This window comes from Methylomonas koyamae, assembly GCF_019669905.1.
GTDB lineage: Bacteria > Pseudomonadota > Gammaproteobacteria > Methylococcales > Methylomonadaceae > Methylomonas > Methylomonas koyamae.
Window position 1 is genome coordinate 2,382,575 of sequence record NZ_AP019777.1, and the last position, 21,475, is coordinate 2,404,049.

The 21,475-nt window shown below is 58.0% G+C and carries 20 protein-coding genes; 13 read left to right on the forward strand and 7 right to left on the reverse strand.

Annotated elements, in window-relative coordinates:
* Nucleotides 1–132: 132 nt before the first annotated feature.
* The 11 genes from ccmA (at nt 133) to MKFW12EY_RS10950 (ending at nt 10,795) form a co-directional block, all read left to right on the forward strand.
* Nucleotides 133–765, forward strand: coding sequence for a cytochrome c biogenesis heme-transporting ATPase CcmA (gene ccmA, locus MKFW12EY_RS10900; RefSeq protein ID WP_054759647.1), 633 nt, complete (start codon nt 133–135; stop codon nt 763–765).
* Entirely contained in the window at nt 756–1,430 is a 675-nt protein-coding gene (gene ccmB / locus MKFW12EY_RS10905; protein WP_054759646.1) for a heme exporter protein CcmB, read from the forward strand. Before ccmA ends, ccmB begins: the two co-directional genes overlap by 10 nt.
* The gene (locus MKFW12EY_RS10910) at nt 1,430–2,191 is read left to right on the forward strand and encodes a heme ABC transporter permease (RefSeq protein WP_054759644.1); all 762 of its coding nucleotides are present in this window, start codon (nt 1,430–1,432) and stop codon (nt 2,189–2,191) included. Before ccmB ends, MKFW12EY_RS10910 begins: the two co-directional genes overlap by 1 nt.
* Nucleotides 2,188–2,355 carry a heme exporter protein CcmD gene (gene ccmD / locus MKFW12EY_RS10915; protein WP_054759641.1) on the forward strand — a complete coding sequence of 56 codons (168 nt, stop codon included), beginning with the start codon at nt 2,188–2,190 and terminating at the stop codon, nt 2,353–2,355. The genes MKFW12EY_RS10910 and ccmD overlap by 4 nt, the downstream gene beginning before the upstream one ends.
* A complete protein-coding gene (ccmE, locus tag MKFW12EY_RS10920; protein ID WP_054759639.1) occupies nt 2,352–2,786 on the forward strand; it encodes a cytochrome c maturation protein CcmE in 435 nt (144 codons plus the stop codon). The genes ccmD and ccmE overlap by 4 nt, the downstream gene beginning before the upstream one ends.
* Nucleotides 2,783–4,729 carry a heme lyase CcmF/NrfE family subunit gene (locus tag MKFW12EY_RS10925; protein ID WP_221054532.1) on the forward strand — a complete coding sequence of 649 codons (1,947 nt, stop codon included), beginning with the start codon at nt 2,783–2,785 and terminating at the stop codon, nt 4,727–4,729. Before ccmE ends, MKFW12EY_RS10925 begins: the two co-directional genes overlap by 4 nt.
* Nucleotides 4,726–5,256: a DsbE family thiol:disulfide interchange protein gene (locus MKFW12EY_RS10930; protein WP_054759637.1), complete on the forward strand. Its 531-nt coding sequence runs from the start codon at nt 4,726–4,728 to the stop codon at nt 5,254–5,256. Before MKFW12EY_RS10925 ends, MKFW12EY_RS10930 begins: the two co-directional genes overlap by 4 nt.
* Nucleotides 5,253–5,708, forward strand: coding sequence for a cytochrome c-type biogenesis protein (locus MKFW12EY_RS10935; protein ID WP_221054533.1), 456 nt, complete (start codon nt 5,253–5,255; stop codon nt 5,706–5,708). Before MKFW12EY_RS10930 ends, MKFW12EY_RS10935 begins: the two co-directional genes overlap by 4 nt.
* The gene (gene ccmI, locus MKFW12EY_RS10940) at nt 5,705–6,919 is read left to right on the forward strand and encodes a c-type cytochrome biogenesis protein CcmI (RefSeq protein WP_221054534.1); all 1,215 of its coding nucleotides are present in this window, start codon (nt 5,705–5,707) and stop codon (nt 6,917–6,919) included. The genes MKFW12EY_RS10935 and ccmI overlap by 4 nt, the downstream gene beginning before the upstream one ends.
* A complete protein-coding gene (hemN, locus tag MKFW12EY_RS10945; RefSeq protein ID WP_221054600.1) occupies nt 6,919–8,298 on the forward strand; it encodes an oxygen-independent coproporphyrinogen III oxidase in 1,380 nt (459 codons plus the stop codon). Before ccmI ends, hemN begins: the two co-directional genes overlap by 1 nt.
* A 265-nt stretch (nt 8,299–8,563) precedes the next feature.
* On the forward strand, nt 8,564–10,795 hold the full coding sequence (locus MKFW12EY_RS10950) for a PKD domain-containing protein (protein ID WP_221054535.1): 2,232 nt from the start codon (nt 8,564–8,566) through the stop codon (nt 10,793–10,795).
* 321 nt (nt 10,796–11,116) lie between these two features.
* Here the strand turns inward: MKFW12EY_RS10950 and MKFW12EY_RS10955 are convergent, their stop codons facing one another.
* The 6 genes from MKFW12EY_RS10955 to MKFW12EY_RS10980 form a co-directional block, all read right to left on the reverse strand.
* Nucleotides 11,117–11,674, reverse strand: a complete 558-nt coding sequence (locus tag MKFW12EY_RS10955) for a VPLPA-CTERM sorting domain-containing protein (RefSeq protein WP_221054536.1) — start codon at nt 11,672–11,674, stop codon at nt 11,117–11,119.
* A 3-nt stretch (nt 11,675–11,677) separates the two neighbouring features.
* Nucleotides 11,678–12,073, reverse strand: a complete 396-nt coding sequence (locus MKFW12EY_RS10960) for a hypothetical protein (RefSeq protein WP_054759625.1) — start codon at nt 12,071–12,073, stop codon at nt 11,678–11,680.
* A gap of 441 nt (nt 12,074–12,514) precedes the next feature.
* Complete coding sequence (locus MKFW12EY_RS10965) at nt 12,515–14,587, reverse strand: carbon starvation CstA family protein (protein ID WP_221054537.1); 2,073 nt, start codon at nt 14,585–14,587, stop codon at nt 12,515–12,517.
* Nucleotides 14,588–14,741: 154 nt separating this feature from the next.
* On the reverse strand, nt 14,742–16,127 hold the full coding sequence (locus MKFW12EY_RS10970; RefSeq protein WP_054759624.1) for a DUF3526 domain-containing protein: 1,386 nt from the start codon (nt 16,125–16,127) through the stop codon (nt 14,742–14,744).
* Nucleotides 16,124–17,536 (reverse strand): DUF3526 domain-containing protein, encoded by a 1,413-nt coding sequence (locus MKFW12EY_RS10975; RefSeq protein WP_221054538.1) that lies wholly within the window; start codon nt 17,534–17,536, stop codon nt 16,124–16,126. The genes MKFW12EY_RS10970 and MKFW12EY_RS10975 overlap by 4 nt, the downstream gene beginning before the upstream one ends.
* The gene (locus MKFW12EY_RS10980) at nt 17,533–18,255 is read right to left on the reverse strand and encodes an ABC transporter ATP-binding protein (RefSeq protein ID WP_082409685.1); all 723 of its coding nucleotides are present in this window, start codon (nt 18,253–18,255) and stop codon (nt 17,533–17,535) included. The genes MKFW12EY_RS10975 and MKFW12EY_RS10980 overlap by 4 nt, the downstream gene beginning before the upstream one ends.
* Nucleotides 18,256–18,691: 436 nt before the next feature.
* Between MKFW12EY_RS10980 and MKFW12EY_RS10985 the strand changes: the two genes are divergently transcribed.
* Entirely contained in the window at nt 18,692–19,183 is a 492-nt protein-coding gene (locus MKFW12EY_RS10985) for a cytochrome P460 family protein (protein ID WP_221054539.1), read from the forward strand.
* Between the two features lie 19 nt (nt 19,184–19,202).
* Here the strand turns inward: MKFW12EY_RS10985 and MKFW12EY_RS10990 are convergent, their stop codons facing one another.
* On the reverse strand, nt 19,203–20,150 hold the full coding sequence (locus tag MKFW12EY_RS10990) for a histone deacetylase family protein (RefSeq protein ID WP_221054540.1): 948 nt from the start codon (nt 20,148–20,150) through the stop codon (nt 19,203–19,205).
* 91 nt (nt 20,151–20,241) lie between these two features.
* Here MKFW12EY_RS10990 and MKFW12EY_RS10995 point away from each other — a divergent pair, with 91 nt between their 5' ends.
* The gene (locus MKFW12EY_RS10995; RefSeq protein WP_172680225.1) at nt 20,242–20,379 is read left to right on the forward strand and encodes a hypothetical protein; all 138 of its coding nucleotides are present in this window, start codon (nt 20,242–20,244) and stop codon (nt 20,377–20,379) included.
* Nucleotides 20,380–21,475 lie beyond the last annotated feature (1,096 nt).

Sequence of the window (21,475 nt, forward strand, 5' to 3'; positions counted from 1 at the left end):
ATAAATCGTATCCGGGCGATTATCGCATAATTGCCGGGATTTTCTCGGCCGGCAAGTTGGGAAGCCGGCCGCGGTTAGTGTTAAGATAGCGCCCCTCTTATTTCTCGAACCACCGGACCCAGGAACAGTTGAATGGATAACTTGCAACACGCGGCGCTGGAAGTCAGGGATTTGTCCTGCTTTCGCGACGAACGCTTGTTGTTCTCGGCATTGAGTTTCGAGGTGCAGGCCGGGCAATCGCTGTTACTGGAAGGGGCCAACGGCAGCGGTAAGACCACGCTGTTGCGCATCCTGTGCGGATTGCGCGAAGCCGATTCCGGCCAAATCATCTGGTGCGGGCAGCCGGCCGACCGAAGTTCCTATTACCGGGATATGGCCTACGTCGGCCATGCCGACGGCACCAAGAAAGAATTGACGGTGTTGGAGAATCTTAACTTCGCGTTGGCGTTGGGCGCTCCGGGCAAATACCGAATCGATGAGGCTCTGGACAAAGTCCGGCTGGCCGGTTTCGACGACAATCCGGTGCACACCTTGTCGGCCGGACAAAAACGGCGCCTGTCTTTGGCCCGGTTGTTGATTACCCAAAACCTGTTGTGGATACTCGACGAACCTTTCACCTCATTGGATAAACACGGTATCGCCTTGATCGAATCGTTGATTGCCGACCACATCGGCCACGGCGGTATCGCCGTCTTGACCTCGCACCACGATCTGCGCATGGCGGACCTGAATCTGAAACGTATCCATCTGCAAGCATGTCATTGATCCGCGCCTTTCTGGCCATCATCCGCCGCGATTTATTGTTGGCGTTTCGGCGCCGGGCCGAAATGGCCAATCCGCTGTTTTTCTTCGTGTTGGTGGTGACCTTGTTTCCGCTGGCGATCGGTGCCCAGCCCAATTTGCTGCAAGCGATGGCGCCGGGCGTAATTTGGGTATCGGCCTTATTGGCGACTTTGCTGTCTTTGGACAGTTTGTTCCGCAGCGATTTCGAGGACGGCTCGTTGGAGCAAATGCTGCTTAGCCCGCATGCCTTGTCGGTGTTGGTGTTGGGCAAAATCGTCGCCCATTGGTTGGTTACCGGGCTGCCGTTGTTGCTGGTGGCACCGCTATTGGCCCTGTTTCTGGGATTGCCGGAGCAGGCGATGGGAACTTTATGGCTTACGTTGATCTTAGCTACTCCATTATTGAGCCTGATCGGCGCAATCGGCGTCGCGTTGACGGTGGGTTTGCGCCGCGGCGGCATGCTGTTGTCCCTGTTGGTATTGCCGTTATACGTACCGGTGCTGATTTTCGCCAGCGGCGCGGTCGACCGTGCGGCCGGCGGCCTGCCGGTCGGCGCCCAATTGAATATTTTGTTGGCGATGTTGCTGGCGGCTCTGGCCCTGGCTCCCTTGCCGGCTTCCATTGCGTTAAAAATGAGTGTTAATTGATGTCCTGGATACCTGCGCCGGTCAGCCGGTTTTTTCACCGTACTTCCTCGCCGCCGCATTTCTACGCGTTGGCCGACCGTTTCATACCGTGGTTGACGCTAATTTTTTTGCTGCTGCTCGGTGCCGGCTTGTACGGCGGTTTATACCTGGCGCCCACCGATTACCAACAGGGCGACAGTTACCGCATCATTTATATTCATGTCCCCGCGGCCTGGATGTCGTTGTTCGTCTACGTGATGATGGCGGTAATGGGCGGCATTGCCCTGATTTGGCGGATGAAACTGGCCGAGGTGATGTTGATCAGTAGCGCGCCGATCGGGGCCGGTTTCACCTTCGTCGCGCTGGTGACCGGCTCGTTGTGGGGCAAACCGATGTGGGGTACCTGGTGGGTATGGGATGCCCGCCTGACTTCCGAATTGATCCTGCTGTTTCTGTATTTGGGCGTGATCAGCCTGTACGGCGCGATCGAAGACAAACGCAGTGCGGCCCGGGCGGTGTCCATCCTGGCCCTGGTCGGCGTGGTCAATATTCCGATCATCCATTATTCGGTGGAGTGGTGGAATACGCTGCACCAGCCGGCGACGGTCAGCAAACTGGATAAACCGTCGATCCACGTCTCGATGCTAGTGCCGCTGTTGCTGATGGCGATAGCATTCAAGTTTTACTACCTGATTGCGGTGTTGCAGGCGGCCAAACTGGAATTGTTGAAACGGGAAACGGCGTCGCAATGGGTGAAAAATATGTTGGAGAAACGAGCATGAGTTGGGACAGCTTTTGGTACATGGGCGGTTACGCCGCCTATGTCTGGCCGGCATACGCCGTTACGGCGCTGGTGTTGGCGGCGAACGTGGTGTGGCCGGTCTGGCAACGCAAACAACTCTTCAGGCAACTGGCTATCAAACAAAAACGCGCGCAATCCAAATGAAACCGATCCGCAAACAGCGTCTGCTATTAATTCTGTTAATGTTGGCCGGCTTAGGCCTGGCGGCTTTTTTTGCGTTGAAAGCATTCAACGAAAACCTGATGTATTTCTTCTCGACCAGCGACGTCGTCGCCGGTAAGGCGCCGAACAACGCCGTATTCCGCCTGGGCGGCATGGTCGTCAAAGGCAGCGTGCAACGGCCCAACGCCGACTTGCTGGTGCAGTTCAAACTCAGCGATTTCAGCCAGGAAGTGACGGTCGAATATTCCGGCATCTTGCCGGATTTGTTCCGCGAAGGGCAGGGCATCGTTGCCAAAGGCCGCTTGGATAACCGCGGCGTATTCGTTGCCGAAGAAGTGCTGGCCAAGCACGACGAAAATTATATGCCGCCGGAAGTTGCCGGCAGCCTGAAAAAACCGGCGGCGCAACCATGATCCCGGAAATCGGCCATTTCGCGTTGATCCTGGCGCTATGCATGGCGTTGGTGCAAGGCACGCTGCCGATACTTGGCGCCGGCAAGAAAATTAGCGGCTGGGTACACGTCGCCCGGCCGGCCGCCTTCGGCCAGTTGGCGTTCATCGCGCTGGCCTACGGCTGTTTGACCTATGCCTTTATCAGCCACGATTTTTCGGTGGCCTACGTGGCGCAGAATTCCAACACCGCCTTGCCGTTTTTATACCTGATCTCCGGGGTGTGGGGCGCGCACGAAGGCTCGTTGCTGCTGTGGGCGTTGGCCCTGTCGATCTGGACCGGATTGGTCGCCGGTTTCAGCGCCCGGATTCCCGATCCGACCCGGGCGCGAGTACTGGGCGTGATGGGCTTGGTCAGCGTCGGTTTCATCCTGTTCTTGTTATTGACCTCGAATCCGTTCGAACGCCTGTTTCCGGCACCGGCAGAAGGCCGCGACCTGAATCCCTTGTTGCAGGACCCCGGCTTGGCGATCCATCCGCCGATGCTGTACATGGGCTATGTCGGCTTTTCGGTGGCCTTCGCGTTTTCGATTGCCGCTCTGCTGGAAGGTCGGTTGGATTCGGCCTGGGCCCGCTGGTCGCGGCCTTGGACCAACGTGGCCTGGATGTTTTTGACGCTGGGTATCACGCTGGGCAGTTGGTGGGCCTATTACGAATTGGGCTGGGGCGGCTGGTGGTTTTGGGACCCGGTCGAGAACGCCTCGTTCATGCCCTGGTTGGTCGGCACCGCCTTGATCCATTCCTTGGCCGCCACCGAAAAACGCGGCGCATTCAAGACCTGGACCGTGCTGTTGGCGATTTTCGCGTTCTCGTTGAGTTTGCTCGGCACCTTTTTAGTGCGTTCCGGCGTGTTGACCTCGGTGCATGCCTTCGCCAGCGATCCGGCCCGCGGTTTGTTCATCCTGATCTTTTTGGGCGTGGTAGTCGGCGGATCGTTACTGCTTTATGCGATCCGCGCGCCGCAGGTAAAAAGTTACGCCCGCTTCGAGTTGGTTTCCAAGGAAACGGTATTGTTGGTCAATAACGTGTTGTTGGTCGTTACCGCCGCCAGCATTCTGCTCGGTACGCTGTATCCGTTAGTGGTCGATGCGCTGGGTTTGGGTAAATTGTCGGTCGGTCCGCCGTATTTCAATGCGGTGTTCATCCCGTTGATGGCGCCGTTATCTCTGGTGGTGGGTGTCGGCGTGCTGCTGCGCTGGAAAAGCGACGACATCAATGCGCTGGGCTTACGCCTGCGCGGGTTGATTGCCGGTTGTATCGGCATCGCTTTGCTGGCACCTTTGGCGATGCCGTTTTACTCGTGGGGCGCCGCGTTGGGCGTGGCCTTGGCCTTGTGGACTCTGGCCGTCAGCGCCTTTGCCTTTAAACAACGCCTGCAAAGCTGGTCCTGGCAACGCCTGAAACAAATTCCGGCCGGGTTTTACGGCATGACCTTGGCCCATCTCGGGATCGCGGTGTTCGTGATCGGCATCAGCTTTACCTCGGTTTACAGCATCGAACGCGACGTGCGGCTGGCGCCGGACGAAACTCTGGATTTGTTCGGTTACGTGTTCCAATTTCACGGCGTCACTGCCAGCGAAGGCCCGAATTACCGCGCCGAGCAGGGCCACCTCAGCGTCAGTCATAACGGCGAAATAGTGGCCGAATTGGCCCCGCAAAAACGCGTCTACCGGGTGCAAACCATGCCGATGACCGAAGCCGCTATCGATGCCGGAATTTTTCGGGATTTATTCGTGGCCTTGGGCGAGCCGTTGGGTGAGCAGGGTGCCTGGAGCTTGCGGGTTTATTACAAAGCCTTTATCCGCTGGATTTGGCTGGGCGGCGTGTTGATGGCGTTGGGCGGAATGCTGGCCGCCTGTGACCGCCGCTACCGGTTGCCCAACAAACAAACCGCTGAAAACCGATGAAATATATATTGCCGTTACTGCTGTTTATCGCCTTGTCGGTATTTTTGGCGATAGGGTTGAAACTGAATCCGCGGGAAATTCCGTCGCCGTTGATCGATAAACCGGCGCCTGCCTTTAAGTTGCCGATCCTGGCCGCGCCGGAGCGGACTTTGAGCCAAGCCGATTTGCAAGGCAAAGTCTGGCTGCTGAACGTCTGGGCGTCCTGGTGCGTGTCGTGCCGGGAAGAACATCCGCTGTTGAACCAATTGGCGAAGATGAACAAAGTCACGTTGGTCGGCTTGAACTACAAGGACCAAGCCGACGCCGCCCAGGCCTGGCTGGCCAAGCAGGGCAATCCTTACAATGTCAGCGTGATGGACAGCGACGGCCGGACCGGCATCGATTACGGCGTTTACGGCGTGCCGGAGACTTTTGTTATCGATAAGCGCGGCGTCGTGCGTTACAAACATACCGGACCGATTCAACCCGGCGATCTGGAAAAATTGTTTTTACCGCTGATTCAACAGCTCGAGGCGGAAACCGCATGAAATATTGGTTTATCCTGACTTTATCGGTGTTTGCGGCTCAGGCCCGCGCCGACATCGAATACCGCGACTTCAAACAACCGGAACAGGAACAGGCTTACCAGAGCCTGATCAACGAGTTGCGTTGTCTGGTCTGCCAAAACCAGACCATCGCCGACTCCAACGCCGATCTGGCCAAAGATCTGCGCCGCCAAGTCTACGAAATGCTGCAACAAGGCAAGTCGCGCCAGGATGTGGTCAACTTCATGACCGAACGTTACGGCGATTTCGTCATGTACAAACCGGCCTTCAAATTAAAAACGTTTTTGCTTTGGCTGGGACCGGTACTGTTCTTGTTCGCCGGTTTGGCCGTGGTCTGGACCTTGCGCGCCAAGGGCGCCGGCGCGGACAAGGCCTTGTCGGCTGCCGAGCGCGAGAAATTAAAAAAAATTCTGGAACAGGGTGACGACGCGTGACTATCGAATTTTGGCTGGCAATTGCCGGCTTATTGGCCGCGGCGTTGGCCATTCTATTGCCGCCCCTGTTCAAAACCGCTCCGCTGCACGACGCCGACGGCGAACAACGCAATAAAGCCATCGCCCGGCAACAACTGGCCGAACTGAAACAACAACTGCAGGACGGCATCCTGTCGCAAAGCCAATTCGACGCCCAATACCAGGAACTGCAACTGGCCTTGTTGGACGAAATTCAGCAAGACGCGCCAACCCAAGCGCCGGCCCGCTCCGCTAGCGGGCGCTGGGCGATTCCCGTGGTTGGCGTGGCGCTGCCGTTGCTCAGCTTGTATCTCTATCTGACGCTCGGCGAGCCGGAAGCCATTGCCAAGGCCGAACTGGCCCAAAATCAGGCCAAGGCAGCCGACAACGTACAGAACATGGTGGCGGCATTAGCGCAACGCCTGCAGCAACGGCCGGAAGACCTGGAAGGCTGGATGATGTTGGGCCGGGCTTATCTGTACATGCAGCAATACGATAACGCCGCCCAAGCCTTTGCCGAATTGAACCGGCGTAAACCCAACGATCCGGCAGTGATGCTGCATTATGCCGATGCCTTGTCGATGGCGCGCAACGGCCAGATGCTCGGCGAACCGGCCGAATTGGTCGATCAAGCGTTGAAGCTGGTGCCGGAAGACCACACCGCACTGTGGTTGGGTGGCATGGCCAAGGCTGAGGCAGGCGATTACGCTCAAGCCATCGCCTATTGGCAAAAGCTGGCGGCGATGTTGCCAGAGCAGGACGAAACCAAACAGCAATTGCAAAAAATGATCGCAATGGCCGAAGCCGAGCAAGGCGCAGGCGCTGCCTCGACAGCCGCGGCGCCGGTCGAGATCAAGGTCGATGCCGGCCTGGCCGCCGAACTGAAAAGCAAAGCCGATCCCGCCGATACGCTGTTCGTCTACGCCCAAGCCGTGACCGGACCGAAAATGCCGCTGGCCATCGTCAAAAAACAAGTCAAAGACTTACCTTTGCAGACCGTACTGAACGACAGCATGGCGATGCAGCCGCAAACCCATCTGGCCGATTTCAAGCAACTGCGCATCGTCGCCCGTATTTCCAAGTCGGGTAACGCGATGCCGCAGCCGGGCGATCTGATCGGCACTGCCGAAGTCAATCTGGACGGTTCGCAGTCGGCAGCAGTCAACCTGACCATAGACCGGGAACTGAAATGATGGACCAATCGATTCAATTCGACCTGGACTTGATCAAACGCTACGACAAGTCCGGTCCGCGCTACACCTCGTACCCGACCGCGCTGGAGCTGCACGAGGGCTTCGGCGAGGCCGAGTACCGCCAACACATCGAAAAATCCAACGCCGCCGGCGGCCCGCTGTCGTTGTATTTGCATATTCCGTTTTGCGATACGGTCTGTTTTTATTGCGCCTGCAACAAGATCGTCACTAAAAACCGTGCGCATGCGGTGCCTTACCTGGACAATCTATGCCGGGAAATCGAAATGCAGGGCGCGCTGTTCGACCAGAATCGCCCGGTCAACCAATTGCATTGGGGCGGCGGTACGCCGACGTTTTTGAATGCCGAGCAAATGCGGCGCTTGATGGACACCACCCGCGCTCATTTCAACTTGCACACCGACGATAGCGGCGAATACTCCATCGAAGTCGATCCCCGCGAAACCAACGACCGCACCATCGCCGAATTGCGCGCACTGGGGTTCAACCGCATCAGTCTGGGCTTGCAGGATTTCGATCCGGACGTGCAAAAAGCCGTAAACCGGCTGCAAAGCAAGCAGCAAACCTTTGCGGTGTTGGCCGCGGCACGCCAGGAAGGCTTCCGCTCGACCAACATCGATTTGATCTACGGCCTGCCGCTGCAGACCGTGCAAAGCTTTGCCGACACGTTGGATCAAATATTGGCCTATGCACCGGACCGGTTTTCGATTTTCAATTACGCGCACATGCCGAGCCGGTTCAAGGTGCAACGCCAGATCGACGAAGCAGCCTTGCCGTCGCCGGCGGCCAAATTGGAGATACTGCAAATGGTCGGGCAAAAACTCACCGATGCCGGCTACGTCTACATCGGCATGGACCATTTCGCCAAACCGGACGACGAACTGGCGGTGGCCCAGCGCCAAGGCAAGCTGTACCGCAATTTTCAGGGCTATTCCACCCATTCCGATTGCGACTTGGTTGGCTTGGGCGTGACCTCTATCGGTCGGGTCGGCGACGCCTACATGCAAAATTACAAGGAACTGGACGAATACGCTGCGGCCATCTCGCAGCGGAAATTACCGGTGTTTCGCGGCGTGGATCTGGACGCCGACGACAAACTCCGGCGGGCGGTGATCACCCAACTGATTTGCCATTTCGAACTGAGTTTCGAAAAAATCGAACGGGAATTCACTATCGTCTTTAACGACTATTTCGCCGCGGAACTGGTAAACCTACAGCCGATGAAAACGGACGGTTTGTTGGATGTAACACCCGCAGGCATTCAAGTATCGACCGCCGGCCGCCTGCTGATCCGCAACATCTGCATGGTGTTTGACAAGTATCTGGCGCAGAAACAACAACAATTCTCCCGAGTCATCTGACTCATTTCGATTCCATGTTTGCGGACATTTCGGTCGAGGCTATCGAGCCTCTCCCGAATATGATTTTCATCGAATCTTAACGTTTTCCCTAGGTTTTCTTTCATTTTTCATCTGTAGATTCGGGGTCTTTTTGATCCGACGCGATAACGCGCGATTGTTTCTATCTGCATGCCGAAAGCCCGGAAATATCCCGCTTTACCTGTGGCGATATCAGGCCGTTGCAACGCGCATGCTGCCGATTCTATAAGATAAATAAGGAAATCAAATGCCATTAGCCGCTTCTCTAATCGCCGCCAATCTTTTAACTGCGCCGCTCTATTTCCCGACCCGCGAAGCCGCCGAAAAAACCCTAGTCGGCTATAACTACGGCTTGATACAGCTCACCGATGGCCGCTACCAAGCCTTCGTGTCCGGATTGAACGGCTCCGGCCAGCAAAATACTATTGGGACTCAAGCGGGAGACGCGTTGGTCCAGATATCGGCTGGGGCAGGAGGAACTGAAGCCACCGAAATGCCGTTTCCGAAAGTGACGCTTAAAGAAAAAGTCAACGGTCAGGCGGCGATAGAAGCTTTAGGCGACCAATTACCTGCGGTAGCCGAACAATACGGCATGTCGGCCGAGCGTTTGCAATCGATCTTACGCACCGACACTAGCGCCTGGATCGACCAAAGCGGGCATTTGTTGTACATCGACTCCGAGCATGAGCAGACTGTTATGCCGGACAATCGGATTACGGAGGTTAACCGCGCAAATGCCGCCACTGCCGCGGGAATCGATACGTTTAGCGCCACCGCAGCGACGAATACCGATCCATTTACACTTCACAGCAAGCCCGGATCGAACCGTACCGTGTATCTGGATTTTAACGGCTACCAAGCCAGCAACAGCGCTTGGTACAGCGGTACGCTGACGGCCAAACCCTACGATACCGACGCCAACCCGAGCGGTTTCAGCACTGCCGAACAGAACAACATACGCGAAATCTGGCAGCGGGTAGCCGAGGACTATGCTCCCTTCGATGTGGATGTGACCACCCAGGAACCGGCGGCCGACGCATTACGGCGTACCGGCAGTTCCGATGCCGTGTACGGCGTGCGCGTTGCAGTTACCCAATCGATGCCGGAGCTCTGCAGCCAATCCTGCGGCGGGGTGTCTTACATCAACGTGTTTTCCTACTACTCGTCCAGCAATCCGGACTATTACAACCCGGTCTGGGTATTTTTCGACAAATTGGGCGGGGGCTATCCGAAATACGTGGCCGATGCCGTTTCCCACGAAGTCGGCCACGCGCTGAACTTGACCCACGACGGTACCTCCACCACCAGTTACTACGCCGGCCAGGGCAGCGGCGCCACCGGCTGGGCGCCTATCATGGGGGTCGGCTATTACCAACCGCTGACGCAATGGAGCAAGGGCGAATACCCCGACGCCAACAATCCGCAAGACGACATTGCCGTGATCGCCGCGGCCGGAGCGCCGCAACGCGCCGACGATTTCGGCAACACCACGGCCACTGCGGCGCCCTTGTCCGGAACTTCGAGCGCGGTCTTGCAAACCGGAATCATCGAGCGCCGCACCGACGTCGATCTGTTTACCTTCTTCACCGATGGCGGCAGCGTGCAATTCAGCGCCGCCTCGGGTTCGAGTACTCCGAATTTGGATATCTCGTTAAAGTTGCTTAACAGTCAAGGCAGTACCCTGGTTTCGGCGAACCCGGCCGATACCTTGTCGGCCACATTGACGGCAACGCTGGCCGCCGGCCAGTACTTTCTGCAAGTAGACGGTACCGGCTACGGCGACCTAAGCACCGGGTATTCCGATTACGCCAGCGTCGGCCAATACCAGATTACCGGCAGTTATCCGAAAAGCTCAGCCACCACGCTCGCACCGAGCGCGATCCTGACGGCCTTGCCGACGAGCGGCACGGTACCGTTGACCGTCAGTTTCGATGGCTCCGGTTCCGTTGACCAAGACGGTTCGATTGTCGGCTACGACTGGAATTTTGGCGACGGCAGCGCCAATGCCGCTAGCGCGAACGCCAGCCACGTTTACAACGCGGTCGGCACCTATAGCGCAACGTTGACGGTGACCGATAACAGCGGACTGAAAAGCAGCGCGACGCAAACGATTAGCGTCGCGCAAGCGCCGGCGGCAGCAATCGGCATCAAGGTGGGCAGCACCAAACTGACGCGGAGACTGCTCGGGAAAAACAAGGCGCAATGCGTGGCAACGGTCGCCGTCAACGACGGCACGTCGGGCGTCGCCGGCGCCACCGTCTACGGTTCCTGGAGCGGCTCGATAAAAACCAATTCGGGTTCGACGACGTTGACCGGCTCGACCTCGGCGACTACCGTTACCACCGGTTCCGCCAGCATCGCCAGCGCGAACTTGCCGGCCAACTCTTCCGGCACTTGCGCCTTTACGGTCAGCAAGGTAGTCAAAGCCGGTTACAGCTACGACGGCAGCGGCCAAGTCAGCGCTAGTTTCAGTTGGTAGTTGGTTCCGAATTGGATTGGAAAGGCGCTGGGTGAAGCGCCTTTTTATTTAGGGCAGCGCAGCAGCGTTTTCCGATCAGACCCGCAACTGATTTCAATCGATAGTCGGCTGTACATTCTTCGCTATGATTGTGGAGGTTTTTGCAGCTATAAACTGACGCAATAGACCCAAAACAGGCATTGGCTTTTAAATGCCAATGCCCGTTTTAGTTTATATTTCGGCCTATTTGGTGTTGCACACAGGTTAACTTGTGCAACACCAAATAGGCACAAAAAAGCCGCTCGAAAGCGGCTTGAGTTGCAAGGTTTACAGTAGAAGCGATTACGCGGCTTTACGACGACCGAACAAACCGAAACCGGCCAAGGCCGAACCGAACAGCCAAACAGCGGCTGGAACCGGTACAGGCGCGGTATTGGCGGTTAGTAAAAAGGCATGGATTTTGCTTTGCGCATTGATGCCGGAACCGACGATTTGCCCCTGGTCGTTAATGGCTGCTGCCAGTTGCAGTGTCCAACCTGAATTGGCGGCAATCAGCGTATTCAAATCGGTCATCACGCCGTTGCTGTATAAGAAGGCATGAGAGGCCGCCGCATCGCCCGCCGTGTAGGCATTGCCCACCACTTGGCCGCTGGCGTTGATGCCGGAGGCAGCGCTATAGGTGCCTCCCAAGGTGCCGAGGTCTTGCATTGCGCCGTTGCTGTATAGGAAGGCATGGGTCGCATCGCCCGCTGTGTAGGCATAGCCCACCACTTGACCGCTGGCGTTGATGCCGGCGGGTCGGGTATAGCTGCCTCCCAAGGTGCCGAGGTCTTGCATCGCGCCGTTGCTGTACAGTAAGGCGTGATAGGCCGCATTGCCCGCCGTCGCGGAATAGCCCACCACTTAGCCGCTGTCGTTGATGCCGGCGGCATAGCTATAGGTGCCGCCCAAGGTGCCGAGGTCTTGCATTGCGCCGTTGCTGTATAGGAAGGCATGCCCGGCCGAATAGCCCGTCACTTGACCGCTGGCGTTGATGCCGGTTGCATAGCTATAGGTGCCGCCCAAGGTGCCGAGGTCTTGCATCGCGCCGTTGCTGTACAGGAAGGCGTGATTGGCCCCATTGCCCGCCGGGTAGACATCGCCCACCACTTGGCCAATGGCGTTGATGCCTCTGGCATAGCTATCGCCGCCGCCGAGGGTGCCGAGATCGGTAACGCTGTAAGTCGTCGCTTGCGCGGTCAAGGTGTTTAAGCTCAGCAGTAAGCCTGCCACCAGTAATTTTTTGGTGTGTTGCATCATTTTTCTCCGAATGTATTTTTGAAAAGTGAAGGTCTTCCCTCCCGCTTGGAGAGAAGGTCATAAATCAAAGAGGCAGTCCGGCTGTCCGTGCAACACGCACCCTGTGGATTTTCCGTCAGCTTTGGGCTGGTGGCTTTTTTCTCTTTATGAATTAACTTGCGAACTACGCCGCCATCATGCCTGGTATTGCTGTCAGCCTAGTAGGGTACGCACCGCGTACCATCAGTACGCCATCAAGGTGACGAGTGCCAAAAGGTACGCTGTGCGTACCCTACATCTGATATGGGAAAAACCAAGTCGTTGACAGAATATGGCCGGTTTGCAGTCGTTGGCTTGCATATGTTTTTTGACGGGTTTTGGAAAAATCCGTAAGCGCCACTAATTTTTCAATCGGAATCAGCAGTTGATTTGAATTGGGAACCTGCCCAATCCGCTAGACGCTCAATCCCTGACCCAATTCTCCACCAACCGGCTCGGTATGTGCGGCGACTCGCTGGATTGCGGGTAGCTTTGGCCGCTAGTTACTCGATAAATTACGCGTAGCATGTCGGCCAGTAGCAGCCAGGTGATCAGCATGAACAGGCAGGTCAGGCCGGCGTTCAGGTAGTCGTTGAAAATCAATTGCGGCGCATTTTTCAGTTGTGCCGCCGGCAGCGTGCCGCCGGCAATTTTCGCCGACAAATCGGCGGCATGTGCCAGAAATCCGATGCGTAAATCCTCGGCGAACAGTTTCTGCCAGGCCGCGCTGCTGGTGACGATAATCAGCCAGGACAAGGGCAGGGCGGTGACCCAGACGTACTTCAATTTGCCGGATTTGACCAGAATCGTCGTCGCCACGCACAGCGCGATTGCCGCCAACATTTGGTTGGCAATCCCGAACAAGGGCCACAGGCTGTTGATGCCGCCTAACGGGTCGATTGCGCCCATGTACAGGAAATAACCCCAGGCGCCGACCACAGCGGCGCTGGTCAGTACGATGCTGGCATAACCGCCGCTGCCGATATTGAAGTTACTCAGAATATCCTGCAGCATGAAGCGGGCGACGCGGGTGCCGGCGTCCAGCGTGGTCAGGATAAACAAGGCTTCGAACATGATGGCGAAGTGGTACCAGGCCGCCAGCAAATGTTGGCCGAACACCTGGGCGAACAAGCTGGCCATGCCGACCGCTAGCGACGGCGCGCCGCCGGTACGGGCGAATAAGGTCGATTCGCCCATGGTCTGCGCCAGTTGCTGCATTTGTTCGACGGCCACAGGAAAACCCCAGCCGCTGATTTTCGCCACCGCTTCCGCCGCTTCCTTACCGACCACGCCGGCCGGACTGTTGATTGCAAAGTAAACCCCCGGCTCCAACACCGACGCGGCGATCATTGCCATGATGGCGACAAAGGATTCCATCATCATCGCGCCGTAACCGATAAAGCGGGCGTCGGTTTCGTTCGCCAGCAGCTTGGGCGTGGTTCCAGAGGAAATCAGCGCGTGAAAGCCGGAGATGGCGCCGCAGGCGATGGTGATGAACACGAACGGGAACAGTTTGCCGCCGAAGATCGGACCGCTGCCGTCGATAAACTGAGTCAGGGCCGGCATTTTCAGGTCGGGCCGCAAGATCAGGATGGCGACGGCCAGCGCGGCAATCGTACCCAGCTTCATGAAAGTGGACAGGTAGTCGCGCGGTGCCAGCAACAGCCAGACCGGCAATACCGCGGCGGCGAAGCCATAAGCGATCACCATCAACGCCAGTTGCGGCGCGTCGTAATCGAACCAGGTACGAAGGGTCGGATTTTCGTCGACCCAGCCGCCGCCCACGACGGCAAAAACCAGCAACGACACGCCAATCAGCGTGGCTTCCAGTACCCGGCCCGGCCGCAGATTGTTCAAGTACAGGCCCATCAACATCGCGATCGGGATCGTCGCGGCGACGGTGGCGGTGGCCCAGGGGCTGTGTTTCATCGCATTGACCACCACTAAACCCAGTACCGCGATCAGAATCACCATAATCGTCATGACGCCGAGCATTGCCGCACCGCCGCCGATGTTGCCCAATTCGTCCTTGGCCATCTGACCCAGCGAGCGGCCGTCGCGCCTGACCGAGAAAAACAGCGTGACGAAATCCTGCACGCAACCGCCCAACACCGCGCCGATCAGGATCCACAAGGTGCCGGGCAAATAACCGAACTGCGCCGCCAACGTCGGCCCGATCAATGGGCCGGGGCCGGCGATTGCGGCGAAATGGTGGCCGAATACTACCCATTTGTGGGTGGGCATGAAATCGCGGCCGTCGTCGAAGCGTTCGGCCGGCGTGGCGCGGCTGGCATCGAGCACCAGAACTTTGGCGGCGACGAAGGCGCTGTAAAAGCGGTAGCCCAGCGCATAAACGCAGGCCGCAGCGACGATAAGCCACATGCTGCTGATGGTTTCGCCGCGCTGCAAGGCAATACCGGCAATGGCGCCGGCCGCGGCCAGGGCGACGAGGCCCCAGAATAGGTTGATGGGAAGCGAGTGCTTGCTGCCTGACATGACGATTCCTGTCTGAAAGTCGGATTGGGATGTGATGGTTTTCGCAAAATGGTAGCACGCCGCCGCCGTTCGCTGCAGGGGCTTTGTCCTCCAGTCCGGAGTCCAAGCCGGACTGGAGCATGATTTGCTGGGTGGGTGTCGAGTCCGGCCGATTCTAAAATCGGGCGAACCGCTGCCGCAGCGCAATCAGAAGTGCCAGTATCGACGCGGCCGATAACGCCTGCCAACCGGCCAAACGGTTCAGTTCGGCATAATCCATCGTCTGACGGAACTCGAAGCGCGGCAGCGCCGCTTGTTGCGCTTCGCTCCAGCCGGCGCGGGCCATGATCTGCGGCAGGAAGTATTCTCGCCAGCGGTCTTCGAATGCGTCGACGGCCGCGACGAAGCCGGCGTGGCGCGGTGCGTCCAGGCCGGATAATCGATCCGCCGCCAAGGCCAGGGCCAAGGCCGGCGACGCCCAGCACCAGCGTTGCATAAATCCGAAACGCTCGGCGCGGTGGGTTTCGAATTGCATCATCAGCGGGCGAATCTGATGGTCCAACTGCATGGCGACCGGCAGGCCGGCAACTTCGCGCGGTAACTTGGCGAGCGGCGTGTCGCCGAGCAGATCGGGATGGGCCTTGAACCAGTCAGCCAACGCCGTTTGCCGTTGCTGGTTGCTCGCTTCCTGTAAACGGCGGATCTCGATGATGGCCGCCATCCGCGACGGTTTGGGTTGGCTTTGGTCGGCGGCCCAATGCAGCGCGGCCGGCACGCCGAAGGTCAGCACCAGCCAGCTGCCGAGCAAGCCGATCGCGGCGGCGCCGGACGATATCGGCAATAACAGGAACAGGCCGGTCAAAGCGAACCAGAACACGACATAGCTCAGGCTGATCGCCGCCCAGTACGCCAGTGCCGGCCAGTCCGAGCCGCTATCCAGCAAAAAGGCCAGCGCCGAGCTGAGGCCGGCGATTAACGCGACCAACAGCAAACGCAAGCCCAGGCTAGAGAATACCAATTGCCACGGCCGCGCGGTTTGGGTGCAGACCAGACGCCAGACCCCGCTTTCGCGTTCCTCTTGCACCAGCCCGTAACTCAAGGCGATAACGACCAACGGCGTCAGCAGCGCGAACACGCTGGCGAAGTCCAGCAAACCGAATTCGTAACTCAACGGATTGAATATTTGGTCGCTGTTGCGGCCATCGGTATGGCGGCTGCGACTGGAGACTTTGATCGAGGTGCCGACCAAATCCGCTTGGCTGACGTTCAGCGCCAAGCCGCCCAATAAAGGTAGTTGCAACGGTGGCAGCTTGTTGCTGGCGGCGTAGGCCGAATCGCCGCCGCCGTCATGATCGTCCGGCTTCGGCGCATCGTGCATTTCGGCGGCGTTGGCCGGCGCTTGCGCGATTTGCGGCGCCGCGGCTGCGGCTCGAATCTCGCTGGCTCTAAAGCCGGACCAAATAGCGCTTAGCCCCAGCATAACCGCAAAAATCAGCAATATCGCACCGTTCAGCGGATTGCGCCGGATTCTGATCCATTCCACTTTGACGATATTCATCATGGCTGCAATCTCCGCGCCGATTGGGCCAACAGCCACAGTGCCGCGCAGAGCCAGGCGCTTAGCAGCGTTAGCGGCAGCAGGCTGGCGCGTAGCGAGTATCCGACCGTCGGTACGGCGTAAGCAAAGTCGCGCACGCCGCGCAAGTCGGTCTCCTCGGCTTTGGCGGAGCGCTCGGTGCCTCGGCTGCGTTCGCGGTCCCATTCTTCGGTCAGATCGATGAAATAGCGCCGGTAGTCTTCGGCGGCGTCTTCGAAATCGCGCTGATGCGCCAGATCGGTGCCGGCAATCGCCATCGACAGCGAGCGCAGCGCCAGGCTGGGCCCCAACCAACCGGCCAGTTGCGCCAACTGTTGTTGTTTGGCGAAGTTGTCGCGCAGCCAGTCGAAATGCAACTGGTGCACTTTGCTGGAATAAATATCGTTAAATTGCCGATTCAACGAAACAAAACCTACCGGTAGCTGCTCCTTGCCGGCGACGCCGTATTGAGCGAGCACTTGCGCCTCGAAAGCTTTTTCCCGCTGTTGCTTGGAGCCGTCGCCAGGCAGTCCTTGGGCGATATCGGTCTTGATAGCATCCCAAAACTGGCTGGCACTCGGATTGGGCGCCACGACGTCGCCGATTGCCGCACCCAGGCGCGGGGCGACGAACACGCTGCCCATCCAGAAACCCAGCAGGCAAAACAAGGTGTTGCGGCTGGTGCGAAAGTAAGCGGATGCGGCAATCGATAAGGCAGCGAAAATCGTGTAATACGCCACTAGGCCGACCAGCAACAGGCTCAACCGCATCAGGTCGTCGGCTGTAAGGTCGAATTGGCCGGCCAAGGTCAGCGCCGCCAGCAGCACGGCCGGCGACATTACCAACCAAAACGCCGCCAGCAGTCCGGACAATTTGCCGAACAACAAAGCCAACGGCGTCACGCCCAAGCTGTGCAACATGCGCAAGGTGCCGCGTTCGCGCTCCTGCGACACCGAATTGAAACTGAGCGCGACAATCAACAGCGGCAGCAATGCGTACAACACAAAACTGCTGCCGGCCTGGCCGAAGCGGTTGGCCAGCACGTCGTCGGCGCTGGGATTGAAGCGGGTCAGGTTACGCTTATGCGGCTCCAGCCATAACGACTGTCCGGTAAACGGCGTCAGACCAGGGTCTATCGCGGCGGCGGGCAAATCCGGTTTGAACACGTAGATACCGTAGTGCGCGGCGGAATGGGGGTTTTTGACGCTCTGCGAATTCCACTGCTCCTTGGCCGTCGCCCCGACGCGTTGTTTTTCCAGGCGCTGCGCCTGCAATTGATGAGTGGAAAGCAGAAAAAAGGCGGCGAACAGGGCAAACAGCGACAGCCCGAGCACCAGCAAACGGCCATCGCGCAGCGTGGTGAGGAGCTCCTTGCGCATCACGGTGGCGATCATGCCAGCCCCCGGGCGTGCGCCAGATATTTGGTTTCCAGTTCGTCGTGTTGCACGCTGTGCGCGTCGAACTCTTCGACCAATCGGCCTTGCTTCATGATGCCGATACGGTCTGCGACTTGCTTGGCGTTGAACAAATCGTGGGTTGCCATCAATACCGCCATGCCGCCGTCTGCGGCGGCGCGGATACGTTGGGCAAAATCGTTGGCCGCGCTCGGGTCGAGGCCGGAGGTGGGCTCGTCCAGCAACATGGCTTTGGCGTGCTTGGCGCTGGCAATCGCCAAACCGACTTTTTGCCGCATGCCTTTGGAATATTGGCCGACCCGCTTGTCGTGGGCGTCGGCCTGCAAGCCGCTGTCGCTCAGCAAGCCGCCGGCCTGATCCCGGCTCAACTCGATACCGGCCAGCGCACAGAAAAACCTCAGGTTTTCCGCACCGCTGAGCAGGTCGTACAACGCCACGTTCTCGGGCAGATAGGCCAGCTCGGCCTTGACCAAGTCCGGCTGGTCCTGCAGCGAGCGGCCGCCGATCAGGACCTGGCCGCCGGTCGGGCGGTTAAACCCCAAAAAGGTGCTGATCGTCGTGGTTTTGCCGGCGCCGTTGCCGCCTAGTAAAGCGTAAACGCAGCCGGCGGGTACCGCTAAATTCAGCCGGTCTATCGCCCGGTGCTGTTGGTAATCGACCACCAAGTCGCGGGTTTCCAGAATATTTGTCGTCGTCATGGTTTAACAATCGGGGGTTAGTACTTAACGGAGAAGCTGACCTAGTCGCTACGCTGAGCCAGCGGATAATTCGGTAGGCAGCTTTCAGGGTGAGTCAGTCGGTAGCCTGCAGTTGGTTTAAATTTATGGGTCCGAGCCGTTGCACAGGGTGGCTTCGCTGCCGACCTTGGCGATTGGGCGGAATAGGGCGCTACGCTAGCGGACCGGCACCGCCGCATGCCATGCCGGCAGCATATGGTAAGTCGTCTGCACGCCGACCTGCAAACCAGCCGTTGCGGGCTACTGGTTGCCGGCAAACGAAACCAAATGTTTCAGGGCTGAATCCGCGCGTATCGGTTCGGGCAGGCGACGGCGGCAACGGTTTAATGTTGGCCGTCACCGGGTGGAGTCGTTACAATCGGTGCCGCTGGTTCACATGACTATTTATGGAGGGTGTATGTACCAAAAGATTTTCGGCGAACGGCTGCTGGCGGCGGCCTTGATATTGGTTGCGAACGGCGTTGCGGCCGAAACCGCGCCGGCGGCGAAACCGGAGCACGGCGAGTACCGCGATTGGCGGCTGTTGGGTGTATCGCTGCGCCACGAAAAAAACAGCATGCGCGCCATCGTCGGCAACGACGTTGCCATCAACGCCGCGCGGGCCGGCAAGACCAAACCGTGGCCGGACGGCAGCATCATCGCCAAGATCAAATGGGCCGAGCGCAAACATCCGAATTGGGAGCAAGCCTCGGTGCCCGGCGAATTCACCGCAGCAGAAGCGATGGTCAAAGACAGCAAGAAATACGCGGAGACCGGCGGCTGGGGTTTCGGCATCTGGGAAGGCAAAACCCTGAAAATGTACGACAAGGAACAATCCGCGCCTTGTTTTGCCTGCCATTCGCCGATGAAGCACGCCGATTACGTTTACACCTTGCCTAACCTGCAATAACCGGTTCTGCGGAGGGCGGTCACACGCCCTCGTCAGCCAATCCCAGCAGCGCTGCTACGTGGGCGGCGGCGCTACCCGCCAACGCCTGCAAATTGTAGCCGCCTTCCAACACTGAAATCAGACGCCCCTGGCAACACTCCTCGGCAATCTCGCACAATTGCACCGTCAGCCAGCGGTAGTCCGTCTCCGTTAAGCGCAAGGAGGCGAGCGGGTCGTCCTTGTGCGCGTCGAAGCCGGCCGACAATAACACCAGTTGCGGCACGAATTTACGCAGTGCCGGGAATACCGTCTCGCGGTACTTGCCGCGCAAAACCGTACCGTCGCTGCCGGTCGCCAGCGCCAAATTAACGATATTGCCGACGCCGTGCTCGGCGGGATGGCCGCTACCGGGGTAATGCGGCCACTGGTGGCTGGAGATATAGAGTACTTGCGGCTGGTCGTAGAACGCGGCTTGGGTGCCGTTGCCGTGGTGCACGTCGAAATCGACGATCGCGATTCGCTGCAGGCCGTAGCGAGTGCGAGCGTATTCGGCAGCTATCGCCACATTATTGAACAGGCAAAAGCCCATCGGATAGTCGGGCATCGCGTGGTGTCCGGGCGGGCGCACCGCGCAGAAAGCGTTGTCGGCGCCGCCGCCGCAGACCTTATCCACCGCATCGCATACCGCCGCGACGGCCAGCAGCGCCGCCTGCCGCGAACCGGGGGAAACCACAGTGTCGGCATCCAGATTCGCCAGGCCTTGCTCGGGAATCGCGGCCAGCAGCTTGGCGATCATGGCCCGGCCGTGAACCAGCGCGATTTTGTCTTGGATATCGTCGGGCACCGCCGCCTGTAAATGCGTCAGGCCGGCGAATTGCGGCGCCGCGAGCGCTTCGGCGATCACTCGCAACCGCTCGGGGCTTTCCGGATGTGCCAGGCCGGTATCGTGGGCCAGAAAATCCGGATGGCTGTAATACAGTGTGCGCATAAACATACTCCCGCGAATCGTGCTTCAAGGTGTTCGGTTCCGGTTTGGGTTCGCCTGGGTGCAGTTTATCTTAACTTTGCGCGAAAACTCTATGGATATTAATTATTTACATGGATCAAGCCGGTCGGCGCCGCATTTGGCGCGGAATCTGCCGGGCTTTGGCGCAGCGACTCGGCTTTCCGATGCAGCTAAATTGGCTGAACCAACAATTTTTCTGGATAAAAATTAAAAATTTATTTATATCAAATAGATATTGATTGTTGTTAAAGCAATTTACGTCGCAAACTTAATGCCGGATAAGTGTTTTGTTACGAGTTTCCCGTGAAACTTCAAGCGGATAAAGCGGCTGCCGAAGCCGGCGAATTATGCGTTTTCGGCAGTCGGGAAAAGTTGGCCATACCCTGAATGGCGTAGCCAGCCCGTCTGACCGTGATCGGCTTAACCGCCTTCGGCGGCTTGCAAACGGTTTAACGCGGCTTGCGCGATGCCCGGCCAGCCACAGGGCTGCATCGATTGCCGGCAACGTTTTCGATCAAAACGGCGGTATTCGCTGCGCCGAGGTTGAGTATCGCCTTTTAGCGGCAGGAATATTGTAAAGTTATTTATCAGATAAACTTTATAAATATTTGAAATATAAATATTGATTAAGCTATATTCGGCCGCCGGAGCGCTGCCGTTGTCACGGATCGGCTCCCGTTGCGGGATGCGCCTGCGCCGGAACGGGAGCTACTTTAGCCGCTCGACCTAAAATTACCGCATCCGCCAGCATCCGTAGCGATATTAAAGTCGCTAATATCCAATAAATAACAACAAGCTATAAAACATACTTCATGTACGGACGACGCGTTTCGCTCCTCGGATATGCTGTCGTTCGCTTCGCCGTTTTTGGCGTTCGGTAAACCTAAAAATCAGGCGAAAAAACGCCGAACCGAAATCCTGAAATTCGAGGCCTTACCGGCAACGCTTTGCAAACCCGAAAATCTCGGCCGGCTCCCGCACTTGCTCCGCCAGGTAGAGCCGGTACGGCGGCCGGTGTGGCTAAATCGACCAACCTTTTGCGTAATGCTTCACTTGCCTGTCAGGTCTTTAAAGCCTCTGTAAACCAAGCCATTCGGCAGTCGGTAACCGGGTTATTCCGGACAATTGTAAATGGCAAAAATTTGCGATAGCCTTGGCAAACAATAAGACGGTAATGTGAACTTCATCCGAGTTTTTGACGACGTACTGTGGGCGGCCGAGAGACCGGTTTTACCAGCCAGCGTTTGCATCGGGAAGTAGCGGAATTGGAATTTTTCAGAGCGGGAATCGAAGGTTGAGGTGGAGCG

What these genes read in the sequence shown, in the direction of transcription:
- ccmA (WP_054759647.1), top strand. Translation starts at nt 133, where the DNA reads ATGGATAACTTGCAACACGCGGCGCTGGAAGTCAGGGATTTGTCCTGC.
- ccmB (WP_054759646.1), top strand. Translation starts at nt 756, where the DNA reads ATGTCATTGATCCGCGCCTTTCTGGCCATCATCCGCCGCGATTTATTG.
- MKFW12EY_RS10910 (WP_054759644.1), top strand. Translation starts at nt 1,430, where the DNA reads ATGTCCTGGATACCTGCGCCGGTCAGCCGGTTTTTTCACCGTACTTCC.
- ccmD (WP_054759641.1), top strand. Translation starts at nt 2,188, where the DNA reads ATGAGTTGGGACAGCTTTTGGTACATGGGCGGTTACGCCGCCTATGTC.
- ccmE (WP_054759639.1), top strand. Translation starts at nt 2,352, where the DNA reads ATGAAACCGATCCGCAAACAGCGTCTGCTATTAATTCTGTTAATGTTG.
- MKFW12EY_RS10925 (WP_221054532.1), top strand. Translation starts at nt 2,783, where the DNA reads ATGATCCCGGAAATCGGCCATTTCGCGTTGATCCTGGCGCTATGCATG.
- MKFW12EY_RS10930 (WP_054759637.1), top strand. Translation starts at nt 4,726, where the DNA reads ATGAAATATATATTGCCGTTACTGCTGTTTATCGCCTTGTCGGTATTT.
- MKFW12EY_RS10935 (WP_221054533.1), top strand. Translation starts at nt 5,253, where the DNA reads ATGAAATATTGGTTTATCCTGACTTTATCGGTGTTTGCGGCTCAGGCC.
- hemN (WP_221054600.1), top strand. Translation starts at nt 6,919, where the DNA reads ATGGACCAATCGATTCAATTCGACCTGGACTTGATCAAACGCTACGAC.
- MKFW12EY_RS10950 (WP_221054535.1), top strand. Translation starts at nt 8,564, where the DNA reads ATGCCATTAGCCGCTTCTCTAATCGCCGCCAATCTTTTAACTGCGCCG.
- MKFW12EY_RS10960 (WP_054759625.1), bottom strand. Translation starts at nt 12,073, where the DNA reads ATGATGCAACACACCAAAAAATTACTGGTGGCAGGCTTACTGCTGAGC.
- MKFW12EY_RS10965 (WP_221054537.1), bottom strand. Translation starts at nt 14,587, where the DNA reads ATGTCAGGCAGCAAGCACTCGCTTCCCATCAACCTATTCTGGGGCCTC.
- MKFW12EY_RS10970 (WP_054759624.1), bottom strand. Translation starts at nt 16,127, where the DNA reads ATGATGAATATCGTCAAAGTGGAATGGATCAGAATCCGGCGCAATCCG.
- MKFW12EY_RS10975 (WP_221054538.1), bottom strand. Translation starts at nt 17,536, where the DNA reads ATGATCGCCACCGTGATGCGCAAGGAGCTCCTCACCACGCTGCGCGAT.
- MKFW12EY_RS10980 (WP_082409685.1), bottom strand. Translation starts at nt 18,255, where the DNA reads ATGACGACGACAAATATTCTGGAAACCCGCGACTTGGTGGTCGATTAC.
- MKFW12EY_RS10985 (WP_221054539.1), top strand. Translation starts at nt 18,692, where the DNA reads ATGTACCAAAAGATTTTCGGCGAACGGCTGCTGGCGGCGGCCTTGATA.
- MKFW12EY_RS10990 (WP_221054540.1), bottom strand. Translation starts at nt 20,150, where the DNA reads ATGCGCACACTGTATTACAGCCATCCGGATTTTCTGGCCCACGATACC.
- MKFW12EY_RS10995 (WP_172680225.1), top strand. Translation starts at nt 20,242, where the DNA reads ATGGATATTAATTATTTACATGGATCAAGCCGGTCGGCGCCGCATTTG.